Raw genomic sequence first — 15,285 nt, forward strand, 5'->3', positions numbered from 1 at the left:
CCCCCCCCCCCCCCCCCCCCCCCCCCCCCCCCCCCCCCCCCCCCCCCCCCCCCCCCCCCCCCCCCCCCCCCCCCCCCCCCCCCCCCCCCCCGCCGCCCGGCAGGTCCGGCCACAGCACCGGATGCTGGGTGCTGCCCGCCCGCTGCACCCGTGCCGCCGCCCCCGCCAGCAGCTCCCGGCAGGTGGCACCGGACCCGGCCGCGCGCACCGCGCCGACCAGCGCATGCGTGAACGCCCCGTGCCGGCGCCCGTCGAACCAGCCCTCGTACGACGGCTCGTCCAGCCGGCTCGCCGCCAGCAGCACATGCCGGGCAGGTCCGCCCGGCGCCCGCGCACCGCCCAGCTCCCAGTCCGGCCGGGGCGGCGCATACCGCGGCGTCAGCTCCCCCTCCCGCGTCGCACCCCCGGAATGGCAGCAGTCCAGCACCGCCGTGACCTCGGCGCCGCCCGCCGCCACCCGGTCCAGCAGGGCACCCAGCCGCTTGTCCAGCAGCGGCCCGTCCACGCACACCAGCGCCTGGTTCAGCCCCGTCGCCTCGATCAGCAGATCCCCGCCGGTGGCCACCTCCTGCGTGCCGTGCCCGGAGAACCACAGCAGCGCCACATCCCCGGGCCCCGCCGCGCCCAGATGCCCCAGCACCGCGTCCGTCACCGCGTCCACCGTCGCCTCGGCGTCCACCAGCACCCGCACATCGGCACGCTCACCGGCGAGGTCGGTCAGCAGCCGGTGCGCCTCGGCCACATCGTTGCGGCACCCGCCGAGCGGCTGGGCCACGGAGGCCGGATAGTCGTCGATGCCCACCAGAAGCGCCTTGATCCTCGCCATGCGCGGCAGTCTGCCAAAGCCAAACCTGATGACGAATCGGCGGTAGGAGTCGCACTCTTGACGTGACGTCACTAACCTTCCTTTTCCGTGCATCGCACAACCGCTCACCACCCATGACTCTCGGGGGACACATGGGGTACACCGAACGGCCGCGCCGCATCGTGCGGCCGGCACCGTCCGGCCTGGGCGCCCAGCCGGCGCCCGCGCCGCACCAGGGCCCGGCCGCCCGCCCGGGCACGGCACCGGCGAATCCGGCACCCGCCTCGGCCGCGCGCCCGCCCTCCGCCGCCGTCGGCCCGGAGCGGTACACACCCCGCTCCCGCGAGCTGCTCGACGCGGTGGGCCGGCTCGACGCCGGCCTCGACCAGCAGGCCTGCCGCTCGCTCGCCGAGTGGGTCCGGGAGCAGTACACGACGTCGTACGGCACCGTCCCGCTCGGCTTCGTCGCCCGCTGCTTCCTCGGCCCGCCCTACGTCGACCACCACCTGAACCTCTTCCACGTCGTCGTCCGGCACTTCTCTCCCGCCGAGCCGATGCCCGAGCCGTTCTCGGCCGCCCGCATGCTCGCCCGCTCCGGCGGCTACGCCTACATCGAGGTCTACGACGACGGCCTCCTGCTCCCCGTCCTGGACGACGGCACGGTCGTCCGCCCCTGATCGACCCTCCCGACCCACCCCCGCCCCGCCCGCTCATCCCGCAGCACGCGAACGGAGTTCCGCATGTCCGAGGTCGACTACACACTGCGCCGCCAGGTGCAGGAGGTCAGCAACCTCGTCATCAGACTCAGCGAACAGGTCGGCTCCGTCTCCGGCCAGGTCTCCACCGTGGAGGCCAACCAGCAGCAGACCCGCACCGAACTCCAGCAACTGCGCGACGAGTTCCTCGCCTTCGTCCAGCAGGCGCAGGCCACGGCCAACGTGCAGCGCGCCGAGACCCGCATCGGTGCCATCGAGGACAAGATCGACCACGAGTTCGGCCACCACAAGACGGTCCGCCGCACCGCCGTCGGCATGCTCCAGGCCTTCGACATCGGCCTGGTCTCCGAGGACAACGTCCGGATGGTCGGCGACCAGCTCATGCTCCAGACCCCCCGCTACTGGCTCGCCCCCGCCCTGGTCGCCCTCGCCTCCTGGTCCGCCGACGACCGCGGCCTGTGCGAGCGCGCCGTCGACGAGGCCTTCCGCCGCTCGCCCGACCGCACCTCGCTGTTCTTCGCCCTCGTCCTGCGCCGCCAGGGCCGCTCCGAGGCCGCCGTGCGCTGGCTGCGCCACTACCTCCTCGCCCAGGACCCGGCCGCCCTCGGCCGCGAGTTCGCGGTCATCCTGGAGGCCATCGCCCAGGGCGCCTTCGGCCCGGTCGGCCGCGAACTGCTGGACCGCACCCTCGCCGACTGGCGCTCCCAGCTGATGGACAGCGCCGACGCCCAGGCCAAGCAGGTCCGGCGCTGGCGCGAGGAACTGGAGTCCCTGCGCGCGCCGTCGCAGTCGGCCGAGTTCCCGCGGCTCGCCGCCGTCTCCCCGCAATGGGTCACCCTCGACGGCGTCCTGTCCTCCGCGCGCGGCCAGCAGGCCGTCCTGGACAAGTACCGGGCCATCATGGACCGCGAGTTCCAGCCGTCCGAGCGCATCGAGGACGCCGTCGACGACATCCTCGACCGGCTGGTCTCCGAGTACGACAACGAGGAGCTGCCGCTGCGCCGCGACCTCGCCTTCAACCAGGCGGTGGTCGACCACGACGGCGACCTCGTCGCCGCCCGCCGGACCGCCGACGCGGACGCGGCCTCGTACGAGGAGACGCTGGACTACCTCACCGTGCAGACCACGGCCGCGCTGAACCCCGGCGCCATCGGCACCTCACCGGCCACCCAGCGGCTGTCCGTCGCCGCCTGCCACGAGTGGTTCCAGCAGGCGCACGCCGCCCACACCCGCGACTACCGGGCCGCCGTACCTCAGGACGTGCAGGCGCAGTTCGCCACCTCGCACTCCGTGGGCTCGGCCCTGTTCCAGCTCCCCGCCTGGGTCGGCTCCTTCACCCAGCCGCTCGCCACCCTCGAGAAGTCGCTGAGCGACCACTGGGACCACTACACCGGTCCCTTCATCGACGCACTTGCCTTCCCCTGGCTGAAGAAGGTGGCCCCGCTCGTCGGCGTCGTCGCCGCCATCCTCCTCTTCCTGGCCGGCTCCTGGCCCCTCTTCGCGGTCGGCTCCGCCGCGATCGTCGGCCTCGTCTGGGGCCTCGTCCTGCGCAACCAGGCCCAGACCGCCAAGCGGGCCCAGGACGCGGCGCGCGAGCTGCTGGAACGCGCCAAGACGGAATCCCTGCACCAGCTGCGGGGCGCCTCGGCCGAACTGACGGACTGGTACGAGAAGTTCACGGCCGCCGACAAGGCGGAGGCGCAGGTGCGCGAACTGATCGCGGCCCTGCCGACGGCGGGCGGCGGCGCCTCACCGTTCGAGGGCCGGGTGGTCCGGAAGGAGGCCACCGCGCCCGAGACACCGGACGACGAGGCGGCCGAGCGGCGGGGCGGCTGGGAGCCGGTGGTCGAGCCGTCGGGTGGTCGGGAGCCGGTGGTCGAGCCGTCGCGCGGCTGGGAGCCGGGCGCCGAGCCGTCGGTCGTCGAGGCGGTCGCGTCCGAGGGGTATCCCGGGCAGGCGGCGCCCGCGCCCCAGGATGCTGCCCCGGCGGCGTACGCACCCACGGACGCCTCCCCGCAGCCGCCCGCCGGCCAGGAGCCCTCGCCCGGACCCCGGGACGCCCAGGAGACCGCGACCGCGCCCGAGACCCAGGAGGACAGCGCCCGATGAGCACGCCACCGCCGCCCGCTCAGCAGCCCGACCCCCACGCCACCTCGCCGGCACCCGGCACGGCACCGGGCCCGCGCTCGTGGGCGGCCACGGGCCCGCAGCAGCCCGGAGCCACGGTCCCGCCGCAGGGCACGGCCGGGCCGGCCGGGCCGGCCACGGGCCCGTCCTCCCCGTGGGCGTCCGCGCCCGCACCGGCCGCACCGGCCACCCCGCAGTCCCCGTGGGCCGCTGCCCCCCAGCCCCAGCAACCCGCCCCGCAACCCTCGGCCGCAGCCTCCCCCTGGGCCGCCTCCGCCGACGCGGCCCGGTCCCAGTCGTCCCCCTGGGCCGCGCAGCGCCGTCCGCAGCAGGAGCGGGTCACCAGCAGGCTCCGCAAGGTCGTGGAGGGACTGCCGGACTGGGAGCCCCTGCCGCCCGGCGAGACCGTCGTACGCCGGCCGGGCAGCACGGGCAGCACCGCATGACCGGCCTCTGGGGCGACGGCGGCCCCTACCAGGCCTGGGTCGGCTTCCTGCGCCGCTGGGCGGCCATGGAACCCGCCGACCCCGCCGGCCTCCCCGCGCTGCGGGAGGAGCAGTACGACACCGACACCTGGGTCCGCCTGACCGAGCACCTCACCGGCGCCCTGAACACCCGCCTGGTCACCTGGGCCGAGCACCTGGTCCGCGCCCTGAACGAGTCGCGGGACGAGTTCAGCTGGGGCCGTGAGCTGGCCCAGGCCCGCACCGGCCTGCACGCCATCCGTGCCCTCGCCGCCCACCCCGGCCTCCCGGAGTCCCTGCGCCCCCGGCTGACCGAGCTGGTCGACCACGAGATCACCGAGGTGCAGGCCCAGCTGGAGCGGAACCTGGACGGCGAGATCCGGCGCGGCACCGACCCCCGCCTGGTCGAGCGCCGCCGCCGCACCCTGCGGGACAACGCGCTGACCGCGACCCTCACGGTCGCCCCGCCCACCACCCGGGACGCGTGGGCCTACGACCCCGCCGCACCCCCGAGACGGCGCATCGTGCCCGGGTGAGGCCGAACAGGGCCCCGCCGCCCGCCCAGCGCCCCGCACCCACCGCCCCCGCAGCCCGAGAAGGCCCGTACCAGAATGTCGAACTACGCCGAGAGCCTCAGCCACCTCGACAGCTACATCTCCGCCCGCGTCCCGGTCATCGCGATGCGCACCATCGAACAGCAGCGCGCCCTGCGCCTGCTGCGCGAGGCGGCCACCCAGTCCCGGCGCAGCAGCATGCCGTTCTGGATCTACACCCGGGCCACCGGCCTGCGCGACCTGCGCACCAACGCACCGGTGCAGGACGACCGTTCCCTCGCCGGCGCGATGGACTTCGCGGCGGCGCAGTTCGGCAGCCGGGCCAACGCGACCGTCGTCTTCGTGGACCCCGACGAACTGGAATCCGACACCCCCGTCACCCGCCACTTCGCCGAACTGGCCCGCCTGGCGGACAGCAACATGGGCAGCATCGTCCTGATCACCGACACCCCCATCTGGAGCGGCCTGCAGCGCCTCGGCATGAGCCTGCGCCTGGACCTGCCCGACTCCGAGGAGATGTACGGCATCCTCAGCGGCTTCCTCGGCGACCACCACGGCCACATCCCCATCGAGTGGACCGAGGAGGACGCGCGCCGTGCCGCCGAGTTCCTGAACGGCGTCACCGAGGCCGAGTGCGTCAACCTGATGGCGACCATCGCCGCGAAGGGCGCCATCCGCCGCGAGGACGTCCTGGGCCTCGCCCAGGCCAAGGACCGCATCTTCAGCGACCTCACCGGCCTGGAGCGGGTCCACCTCAAGCAGAGCGACTACGCCATCGGCGGCCTGACCGGCCTGCGCACCTGGCTCGAACGCAAGCACGACATGATCTCCAGGGACCTCAGGAACACCGCGCTGCGCCCTCCGCGCGGCGTACTCCTGGTCGGCGTCCCCGGCTGCGGCAAGTCCCTCTCGGCCAAGGCGATCGCCCACGACTGGCGGCTCCCGCTGTACCGCCTGGACATGGCCAGCATCCACGGCAAGTACCTGGGCGAGTCGGAGGGCCGCTTCCGCGAGGCCCTGGCGATGGCCGACCGAGTGGCGCCCTGCGTCCTCTGGATCGACGAGATCGAGAAGGGCCTGGCGGGCCGCGACGACATGTCCGGCGTCCCGCAGCGCATCATCGGCCAGTTCCTCTACTGGCTCCAGGAGTCCCAGTCCCGGGCGTTCGTCGTGGCGACGGCCAACGACATCCGCAGTTTGCCCCCGGAACTGCTCCGCAAGGGCCGCTTCGACGAGCTCTTCTTCGTCGACCTGCCCGACGCCCAGGACCGCAAGGACATCATCCACATCTACCACCGCCGCTACCTCCAGGCCGACCCGAACCCCGAGCAGCTCGACCGCCTGGTGGACCTCTCCGAGGGCTTCGCCGGCTCCGACATCGAGGCCGCGCTGCACGACGTCGGCGAGGAGGCGGTACGCCGCGGCGGCATCGCCCAGCTGAAGGACTCGTACGTCATGGACACCTTCGCCCAGGTGCGCCCGCTGAGCGTGAGCAACCCCGAGCAGATCGAGGAGATCCGCGCCTGGGGCCGCGAACGCGCGGTACCGGCGGGCCGCGCGGCGGTCACCCCCGTACCGGGCGACGGCGGCCGGACCCGCCGCATCGTCTTCATGGACGAGTGACCGGTGTGAATTGCCGTGTCGCGTGATCCGACTGGTTCCGACACAGGAATGTCGTCCATACTTCCCGCGTGGAGCAGCGCATAGGATCGAGCAGCCAGCCCCTGAAGGCCGAGCCCGTCAAGGGCGCCGGTTTCGACCCGGCCTACATCCCCGGCCTGACGCCCCCGGCGCCGGAACCGGAGGACGCCGAGCAGGCGTCGACGCCGGAGGCGGAAGGGGCGACACGGGCTGCCCCGGAGGCCGAGGCGACGGAAGCCCAGGCGGCGCCCGAGGACCCGTCCTCCGAAGAGGCGGCCCCCGCAGAGGCGGAAGGCCCGACCTTCGAGGCGGCCGACCGCCGCGCGAAGTTCACCGCCGACCACCGCGGCGTCCGTCTCACCCTCGACCAGGAGGACTGCGAGTTCCGCTGGGACGAGATCGCCGCGATCGAAACGGAGTCCGCCCGCTTCGGCAAGCGCTTCACGATCACGGTCCACACCCCGGAACGCCGCTGGTACCCGATCGAGATCGAGGCTCCGGCCAGGTCCGCCTTCAAGCAGTGGGAATCAGAACTGGACGCAGTCCTGGACGCCTACTTCGAGGAAGGCTCCGCCTGAGGCCAGGGACGACCGTGCCGACCTGAAGTGGCCGCCACGGTCGTCCCTCCCAGCACCGAGCCGGTCACCTTCCGGTCGACACGGACACCGGGCGCCGGCGAAATCACCTCCATCAGGGCGCAGGTCCACTGGTCGGAGGCCCGCGATCACCAACCCCCCAACGTCTGATCCTCACGCTGCACGGACTGATCGGCCTGGTCGACACAGCGGAGCTGCTCGCGGCGGAGCTGGTCTCCAACGCCGTACGCCACATCAAGGGACCGGCCGCGCTGACCCCTCCGGGGAGCGGCGCACCCGTCGTCCCGTTTCGGCAACCGGGGCACGTACGTATGGTGCGAGCTGGCGCCGGCGAGCTGACGACCCTCGACGGCTACTGGAACGAAACGGTGAGCCAGGGACTCTCAGGATCGGACATCAGGACCTGATGCACCTCGACCATGTCGGTGTACCAGCTCCCGAACTCCTCGTCGTCGAAGTGCAGGCAGCGCCCGAGGATGTACCCGGCGGCGAAGTCCTGCCAGGACTTGTACGACCGGGCGGCGGCCCGGCCGGCCTCGATGACGGCGGACTCGGCTTCGTTCAGTGAGCAGTACCGGGAGCCCAGGCCCCAGCGGGCCATGCCGGAGGCCCGTCCGAAGTTCCAGGCGTCCACGGAGGTGACGAACCGGTTGCCGTCGAGGATGCCGTCGGCGCGGAAGCGGGCCTCGTACCGGGTGATGCGCCCGACAAGATGCTGGACGCCCTTGATCCGGGCCTCGGTCTCGGCCTCGGGGACGGTGGGAGTGGTGGTGACGCCGTCCGGGGTGATGACGGTCTCGCCCTCTGAACGGGCTCGCAGCACCCGGGCGACGGTCTCGCGCCAGTAGGCGGTGTCGACATGACCGCCGAAGTCCCGGGCGATGGCCCGACGGACGTTGAGGGCGAACTCCCAGACGGGATTGGCGCCGTCGGGGTCGAGCAGGGCGCGCTGCTGCTCCTGCCATTCCTCGCGGCTGCTGACACCCCACCACTCGCGCAACATCTCGCGTTCTGCTGTGTAGCCGTCGCCGTGATAGGCCATGGCGTTCCACGGCAGCCCGTAGCGCACGAACAGCGGTGCGCCGCAGGCGAGGCCCCGAGCGACGGGTCCCTCCAGGGGGCCGCCGAGCCGAAGCGCGCGCACTCTGGTCCGGTTCAGCGGAGCAGTAGCCCGCTCGCTGTGCTGAGCCCACACGGCGGAGTGCGGCGGCGCAGAAGGAAGGAACGCCTCGCAGGGCGTACCAGGGTTGATCACGATGAAGGCGGGATCATGCGGTGCCCACACTCGAGCGAACCATCCGAGCTGTTGCCAACTGAACACTCGGTGTGGCTCCGGCGCGGGCAGCATCCCCTCCGTGTACACGGCCCAGATCCGCCCACCGGCCACCCGCGGATCGTGCCCGAAGAGGGGAACGGTCTTGCTCGGCCGGGCATCCGCCGCGTCACGCCGTATCTCGAAGTACAGCCGACTGTCGGCGAGAACGTCGAAGTACCCCGCCCAGTCCTCACGCGACTTGGCCTCCAACAGCGCCTCCTCGACGCTCGTCGGCGGAGTCCAGGCAGGCGGAGCCGAGGGCGGGGGCGCCGAGGGCGGGGGCGCCGAGGGCTGGGGCGTCGACGCCGGCGGCCCGGAGGGCAGCGGAGCCGCAGGCCCGAACCCTGCGGGCGGAGGACCGAACGACATTGTTTGCCCTTTTCAACTGATGGCCGTCAGCGGCAACTTGACTCGCCTGATCATGCTATGCGACGCCTCTACGTCCACTTCAGCGGGGCACGGCGCTCACAACGGCGGTGATGACGGCACCCTTCCGCAACAGGTCGATCGCATCTCCCGACAGCCGGACCTTGGCGCTGTGGGGCGGAGGCACGAAGTCGACTGGCCGCTCGTACTTGAGAATTGCCTGGAGAGTCACCAGCGGCGCGCCGTCACCCGTGCCGCCGTCCGGCCCGACCTCGAACTGCTGCCCAACGCGCACAACACCACTCAGGCACCGGACGACGCACGTGGCACTCGACTTGTGCCGCTCCTCCACAGATTGATCTGAAGTCTCGCATCGGCCCGCGTGAGGAAGAACCGCTCCTCGTGATCTAGGACGAGGACGCGCTCGTCGCCGTCGATCATCACCAGGTCGTCCGCGCTCGGATACCCTGGTCCGAGCCAAGCTCCGAGACATCGACGGCAACCTCAGCGCACCGCAACAATACGGAGAGCCTGGCAAGCGATCTGCCAAGCGCCTCCATAAACGCGTCGTAGGAGCCGGGGCCTTCGTGCGCCCCTATGGTGGTCAGAATCTCGCTCAGGCGGGTAGGCATGTTCGGCTCACAGTGATGTCATCCGAGGTCACAGCGCGATCGGTTGATGATCCTGCCTCCGGCAGCCTAGCGTCGATGAGTTGCGAATGATATGGATGAGTTCCATGCGTAATTTACGTGGCATTGCTTTGTGTCGTCTTCATCAGCCGCTCGGTGTTAATGGCTTGCGGAAACTCTGGCAACGGTAGCCCTCGTGTCAACGGCAAGAGTTTGATCGGTCGGGGCGGAGTGCTGCTGGGGAAGGGGGCAATTGTACTCGGTGCGGCGAACACCCACCTCGACACCTGGAATCCAGCAATTCTTGACGCGAAATGGAAGACTCATGGCCGGAACCTCAATCGGACATCTCATCAGCCACCAAGCAAGTCTGCCACATACTCACGGATTTGTACCGGTAGGCCACTCAGTCTGATATCATGCAGTTGCGAAATGTGATCGAGGTCCACGTGACCGGTCGATGCCAGTTCGAGGATGGCGTGAAGTTGAGACTCTAGTGCCGAGTTTTCGCTCTCGGAGACTGCAGCGGCCGAAAGTAGCGTAGCCAAGGCTGCGGCCTGGGCGGGCGAGTAGGCGCTCAATCGGTCAGTGATCTCGTCGGCCCCACGTTCCCGCGTGGACGGCTGGACATCGACGATTTTCCGGATCATGTCGACAAATTCGCGAGAATCCACTTCATCTCCTGCCTTTACGAATAAGGAAGCGGGAATTGACTCGGCCAAGGAATGTGAGTCTTGTTGGCCGCATCCGGATCATAGTTCGGGCTCCTGTCATTGCTGACCTGCCTGTGATACAGGTTCCCTTCCTCGTCCTGATACCTTCCCCCGATCGATATGCGATAGACGTCACCCTCAGACGCATTCGAGCCCGCCGGCGCCCTTCCATCAATGTCGTGAATCCGGAGGCGGACTACGTTTCCCGTCTCAGAGTCTGTCCACTTGTACTCGACCCCCTTCTGTGCTCCGCCATTCGGGTCAGGTTTCAATATCCGCATTTCAGCATCGTCGGGAACGATGCTGAGGGGATTATGGCCTCTTAGGTCCCAGCCGCCTCCCTCGACGCGAGAAGGATAGGGAGCCAGCCCGAGGGGATCGATCCACGCATATGGGTTGGTCACGTATGCGGCAGGATTCGGTGCGGGATCCAGGCCCAGCGGGTCCGAGGTTACATACCGGGCAGTCTCCGAATCGTAGTGGCGGAAGTAGTTGTAGTGGAGGCCGGTTTCCGGGTCGTAGTACTGGCCTGGGAAGCGTAAGGGTGTGTAGGTGGTGCTGTTGGCTGCCCAGGCTGTTGTTCCCCAGAGGGTGCTGCGGGTGTGCCAGGCGATGTTGCCGTGTTCGTCGATCAGTTCGTTGGGGGTGCCGACGAGGTCGGTGACTATGGCGAAGAAGCGGGAGTCGATTTCCTCCTGAGAGGCTTCGGCTGCCGTTATGCGTTCCGTCTGGGCCAGGGGACGTATGCCTTGGTGGTCCCAGGTGAGGGTGATCGGGTTGGGGAGGTCGCGGGACGTTGTGGTTTGTTCGCAGAGGGTGGTGCCGTCCCAGGTGAAGTCGACGCGTTCCACTACTGTTTCGCCGTCGTCTGCCAGGCGGAGTTTGGCTGTGCGGCGGCCCAGGGGGTCGTAGGTGTAGCGCCAGCGGGTGCCGTCGGGTGTGGTGACTGAGGTGAGGCGGTCCTCGGTGTCCCATTCGTAGCGCCAGTTGTCCGGTTTGCGGGACAGGCGGGTTTTCTGGCGGAGGGTGATGCGGCCGAGTGCGTCGTGTTCGTAGCGGACGTTGCCGGCGCGGGTGATGCGGGTGCCCGCGTATGTGCGTGCTCCTGTCGCCTCCGCGCCCGGGTGGTTGGAGGGCCAGGAGGCCTGGGTCTGGTTGCCTGCCTCGTCGTAGGCGTATCGCTCCGTCCAGCCGGCCGCGTGGACCGCCGTCACTCGGCCTGCCGCGTCCAGGTCGAAGCCGCGGGTGCCGGAGAGGTGGTCGTCGATGCCGATGAGGTTGCCGTCGGCGCGGTAGGTGTACGCCCGGTGCTGCACCGTCCGGTCGCCGGGGCCGGTCACGGACTGGGTGGTCAGGCGGCCCAGGGCGTCGAAGGTGTGCTCCAGGGTGATCGTCTCGCCGATTCGGCGGGACAGCTCGCGGCCCGATGCGTCGTAGGTGAAGTCGATGGGCCGGCCTGAGGCCACCATGCCGGTGCGGCGCCCCGCCGCGTCGTAGGACCAGGTCGTCGTGGCCCCGGTCGGGGTCGTCCGGCCCGTGCGGCGGCCCAGTTCGTCGTACGTGTACGTCAGCGTGCGGCCGTCCACCGATTCCGAGAGCAGGCGGCCGTAGCGGTCGCGGAGGAGGGTGAGGGTGGTGCCGTCCGGGGCGGTTGCCTGGGCGAGTTGGTCGGTGAAGTCGTAGGCGTATGTCGTCACCTGGCCCGCCGCGTCCTTGCGCAGCACCTGGCCCAGTTCGTTGCGGTCGAAGGACACCTCCTCGCCGAGGACGTTTCTGCGGGAGATGAGGCGGCCGGCGGGGTCGTAGGTGTAGGTCAGTGTGCGGTCGTCGAAGTCCGTCTCCGTGACCAGGCGGCCGGCCGGGTCGTACTCGTACGTCCAGGTCAAACCCTGCGGGTTGGTGACCTTGGTCAGGCGTAGTTCGCTGTCGTGGTCGAACTCGTAGCGCACCCCGTCCGGGCCGGTGCGGGCGGTCAGTAGGTCGAAGTGGGTGTATTCGAAGCGGGAGACGCCGCCGAGCGGGTCGGTGTGGCTGGTGCAGTTGCCTTCGCCGTCGTAGGTCCAGGTCTCGCTGGTGCCGTCGGGGGCCGTGCGGCGGGTCAGGTGCCCCTCGATCGACCACTCCAGCCGTGTCGTCGCGCCGGTGGGGTCGGTGATGGCGACCGGGCGGCCCAGCGCGTCGCGTTCGTAGCGGGTCGTCGCGCCCAGAGGGTTTGTTGTCTGCACCGGGAGGCCGGCGCGGTCGCAGACGATGCGGGTGGTGTTGCCGAGCGGGTCGGTCACGGCTGTCAGGTGGCCGGCGTCGGTGTAGGTGAAGTGCGTGGTCTGCCCAGCCGGGTCCGTCACCGAGGTGCGGTTGCCGCGCTCGTCATAGGTCTGGCGGATCACCGTGCCGTCCGGGTTGACCACCTTCACCGGCAGGCCGAGAGCGTTGTACTCCGCTCTCGCCTCGCGGCCGTCCGGGCGGACGACCGAGGTGAGGTTGCCCGCGTCGTCGTAGCCGAATGTCGTCGTGTGGCCCAGCGGGTCCGTCTGGGAGAGCAGGCGGTGGTAGCGGTCGCGGCGGAAGCGGGTCGTCGCGCCCAGGGCGTCGGTTGCCGCGATCACCTGCCAGGCGTCGTTGACCAGGTAGCGGCGCGTATGGCCCTCACCGGTCGTCACGATCGTCGTCCGCAGACCGGTTTGCGGGTCCGGGTCCTCGTACGCCAGGCTCAGGGTCATGTGGCCTGCTGAGCCGCCCTCGGCCGTGCAGCGGTCCCTGTCGTCGTACTCGTACGTGTAGCTGCGGTCGTTCGTGTCCGTCCAGGACGTGATGCGGCCCGCTTCGTCGTAGGTGAAGCGCAGGGGGAGGCCGGAGGAGTTGATGACCTCGGTCAGGTTGCCGTCCGTGTAGCCGTAGCGCTTCAGCTCCTCGCCGGTGGCCGTGAGCTGGAGGGCCGTGATGCGGCCGAACTCCGTCGTGATGCGGACGCCCTGGCCGCTGCTGGACACCACGGCCAGCGGGGTGCCCTCCGCGTCGTACTCGAACGTGATCCAGTTGCCGTTGCGGTCGTCGATCTGCTCCAGCACCGCCAGGTCGCCCTCGCCCCGGTCGGCGAAGTGCCAAGTACGCAGGGTCTGCGGGTCCGTGACCGTGTAGCCGCCGTCCACCCGGTCCAGGGGCCAGCGTGGCCCGTGGCTGGGGAGGGTGGGCAGGCCGGGAGCCGGGTGGGGGTAGGCGAGGAGCAGGCCGTCCTCGGTGACGAAGACGACCCCCTGCGCGTCGATCTCCAGGCGCTGGTCCAAGGTCGAGGACCAGGACGGGCCGAACCAGCGGCCCAAGTGGTAGCCGGACTCCACACGCCGCTTCAGGACCAGCGGCAGCACCCCGGGCAAGGTCACGTCCGTCTGCGGCAGGTACATCTTGCCGGTGGCGAGATTGATCGGGTCGGTGCCGCTGCTCTCGGTGCTGTTCTGCCTGTGGGAGGGCGCCGGTGGGTCGTCGTCCACCGTCTCCCGGGCGGACTTCCCGCCCGAGCCGTCTGCGGCCGCGCGTTCGCCGGCCGCGGCTTCCTCGGCCCCCTGTACCCCGTCCTCGGCGAGGCGGGCGCCGTCGACGGCCGCCGACTCCGCCCCCGCCTCCGGCAGCAGGAACTGCGGGGCCAGTTCGCCGCCGACCCCGCCGGGGTCCTCGAGGAAGGACTTCCACAGCTTGTCGCCGGTCTCGGTGGGGTGGGTGACCATGTGGACGGCGCCGCTCAGCAGTTCCACCTTGGCCTGGAGCGCTTCATAGGGGTGGGTGATCGCGTACGGGTCGAGCGGGTTGGCGTTGCGGGCCAGGTTGTTCAAGTCACCGAGCCCGCGCATGGCACCGCCGAAGAACCGCATGTCCTCCGTCTTGGCGGCATCCCACACATCCGCACCATCGAGCTTGACCTGGTTCCAGGCCGACGGCTCCTGCGGGGCATGCTGCAACGCCACCTTGAAACGCGCGGCGGCCTCCCCGGCGAGCTGGGTGCGCTGACGGCGGGCCGCCTCCAGCATCGCCTGGGCCGCGTGCTTGGCCTCATCCCCCGGATCCTGCTCCGACGGCCTCGGCCCGGGATCGTCCTTGCCCGCCTCGACCGCCCGGTTGTACGCCTGCACCTTCTGCCGATGGGCGTCGGAGGCCGCGCTGCCCTCCCGGTACTTCGCTATCGCCTCCCGCGCCTGCGCCTGCGCCCACTCCACCGTGTGCGCGAAAGCCTCCAGCGCTCCAGCCGCCTCACCACACGCCTGGGCCGCCTGACGCCACTTGACCTGATGCGTGGCGAACTTCTTGCGGAAGGTGTCAGCGGCCTCACCCGTCCACTGCGCCGAGTCGACCTCACGCATCCCCTGCGCCACCACACCGAAGGACACCGCGAAGTGCTGCAGATGCGTCGCCGTCTCCCGCAACTTCCCCGCATCGCCGTGGATCAGCTCCTTCGGATCCTCGGTCTCACCCAGCTGCTGCTCATCGACGTGCGCACCCAGCTTGGAAGCGGTGTCATCCCCCCAGTCGTCGACCTTGTCGGCCGCCCCGTGCGCACCGGCCCAGTCCAGCGCGTCACCCACACCATGGGCGCCCTCGTCGATGACATGGCCCGTGGCCCGCTTGACGTGGTCGTAACCGGACTTCACCGACCCCACGACACTGTTGAACTTCCCCGTGATCGACATCAGCTGCCGTCCCCGCCCTCGGGCCGCGGACCCAGCACCTTCTCCAACGCCGCATCACGATCACCCGCCGCCCCGGTCAGATCCGGGACCGCGGACGCGATCGGGTCACCCGGAACCTCGGCCGTCGCCACGTCCCAGGCCATACCCCGCCCCGTCTCCTTCACCGTGTGGATCAGATTCTCACGGTCCTTCTCGCCGTAACCCGTCGTCGCCGCCGCGTGGTTGATCTGATCCAGACTCTCGCCAGCCACCTTCTCGTTGGAGGCGAACGGGTCACCGACCACCGAGTTGTAGGCGACCTTCAGCGAGCCCTTCACGTACTCGTCCGTCTGATGGAAGGTGCCCGCCGCCAGCCCCATCGCCTCCGCGAACGCATTTCCCTCCGCCATCAGGTCACGCACCCCCCACTGCCAGCGCTCGCAGAAGGTGTGCAGCATCGCCCCCAACTGGTCGTCACCGACCTCCATGCCGTCCATCTCCAGATTGGTGAAACCCCGGCCCGCGCCCGCCCAGCCCTTCATCGTCCCCAGCGAATCCAGCTCACCCAGCGCCTTGTTGATCCCCGCCGCGATCAACCCCAGCCCCTGCACCCGCAGATCCGGCCGACCGCCCCCACCAGGACTCGTCACGACCCCTCCTCCCCCGTCCGACGGAACCCACCCAGCGCGGAGATGAATCCA

General features: G+C 70.4%; 12 protein-coding genes and 1 pseudogene. 7 read left to right on the top strand and 6 right to left on the bottom strand.

All coding sequences use genetic code 11. The features are described 5' to 3' along the window. The coding region (locus ACZ404_RS12945) for a caspase family protein (RefSeq protein ID WP_468439014.1) at positions 1 to 826 on the bottom strand (826 nt) is incomplete at its 3' end. A 131-nt stretch (positions 827 to 957) separates the two neighbouring features. Between ACZ404_RS12945 and ACZ404_RS12950 the strand changes: the two genes are divergently transcribed. The 7 genes and pseudogenes from ACZ404_RS12950 to ACZ404_RS12980 form a co-directional block, all read left to right on the top strand. Beyond that, complete coding sequence (locus ACZ404_RS12950) at positions 958 to 1,482, top strand: hypothetical protein (RefSeq protein WP_468439016.1); 525 nt, start codon at positions 958 to 960, stop codon at positions 1,480 to 1,482. A 63-nt stretch (positions 1,483 to 1,545) separates the two neighbouring features. Beyond that, positions 1,546 to 3,630: a hypothetical protein gene (locus ACZ404_RS12955; protein ID WP_468439017.1), complete on the top strand. Its 2,085-nt coding sequence runs from the start codon at positions 1,546 to 1,548 to the stop codon at positions 3,628 to 3,630. Further along, the gene (locus ACZ404_RS12960) at positions 3,627 to 4,094 is read left to right on the top strand and encodes a hypothetical protein (protein WP_468439020.1); all 468 of its coding nucleotides are present in this window, start codon (positions 3,627 to 3,629) and stop codon (positions 4,092 to 4,094) included. Before ACZ404_RS12955 ends, ACZ404_RS12960 begins: the two co-directional genes overlap by 4 nt. Beyond that, complete coding sequence (locus ACZ404_RS12965; RefSeq protein WP_468439022.1) at positions 4,091 to 4,648, top strand: hypothetical protein; 558 nt, start codon at positions 4,091 to 4,093, stop codon at positions 4,646 to 4,648. Before ACZ404_RS12960 ends, ACZ404_RS12965 begins: the two co-directional genes overlap by 4 nt. Positions 4,649 to 4,723: 75 nt before the next feature. Then, positions 4,724 to 6,289 (top strand): AAA family ATPase, encoded by a 1,566-nt coding sequence (locus ACZ404_RS12970; RefSeq protein WP_468439024.1) that lies wholly within the window; start codon positions 4,724 to 4,726, stop codon positions 6,287 to 6,289. A 68-nt stretch (positions 6,290 to 6,357) separates the two neighbouring features. After that, on the top strand, positions 6,358 to 6,885 hold the full coding sequence (locus ACZ404_RS12975) for a hypothetical protein (RefSeq protein WP_468439026.1): 528 nt from the start codon (positions 6,358 to 6,360) through the stop codon (positions 6,883 to 6,885). A gap of 161 nt (positions 6,886 to 7,046) precedes the next feature. Further along, a pseudogene (locus tag ACZ404_RS12980) lies at positions 7,047 to 7,242 on the top strand (ATP-binding protein); the annotation flags it as partial. A gap of 13 nt (positions 7,243 to 7,255) precedes the next feature. On the opposite strand, the gene ACZ404_RS12985 reads toward ACZ404_RS12980, so the two are convergent. From ACZ404_RS12985 to ACZ404_RS13005, 5 genes are all read right to left on the bottom strand, one after another. After that, a complete protein-coding gene (locus tag ACZ404_RS12985) occupies positions 7,256 to 8,047 on the bottom strand; it encodes a DUF1266 domain-containing protein (RefSeq protein WP_468439028.1) in 792 nt (263 codons plus the stop codon). 619 nt (positions 8,048 to 8,666) lie between these two features. Continuing rightward, positions 8,667 to 8,936 carry a hypothetical protein gene (locus ACZ404_RS12990; protein WP_468439030.1) on the bottom strand — a complete coding sequence of 90 codons (270 nt, stop codon included), beginning with the start codon at positions 8,934 to 8,936 and terminating at the stop codon, positions 8,667 to 8,669. Between the two features lie 630 nt (positions 8,937 to 9,566). Beyond that, positions 9,567 to 9,887 (bottom strand): hypothetical protein, encoded by a 321-nt coding sequence (locus tag ACZ404_RS12995; RefSeq protein WP_468439031.1) that lies wholly within the window; start codon positions 9,885 to 9,887, stop codon positions 9,567 to 9,569. A 14-nt stretch (positions 9,888 to 9,901) separates the two neighbouring features. Continuing rightward, positions 9,902 to 14,605: a putative T7SS-secreted protein gene (locus tag ACZ404_RS13000; protein ID WP_468439033.1), complete on the bottom strand. Its 4,704-nt coding sequence runs from the start codon at positions 14,603 to 14,605 to the stop codon at positions 9,902 to 9,904. After that, on the bottom strand, positions 14,605 to 15,234 hold the full coding sequence (locus ACZ404_RS13005) for a hypothetical protein (protein ID WP_468439034.1): 630 nt from the start codon (positions 15,232 to 15,234) through the stop codon (positions 14,605 to 14,607). The genes ACZ404_RS13000 and ACZ404_RS13005 overlap by 1 nt, the downstream gene beginning before the upstream one ends. Between the last annotated feature and the right edge of the window lie 51 nt (positions 15,235 to 15,285).

The organism is Streptomyces sp. NPDC030798 (assembly GCF_055572275.1).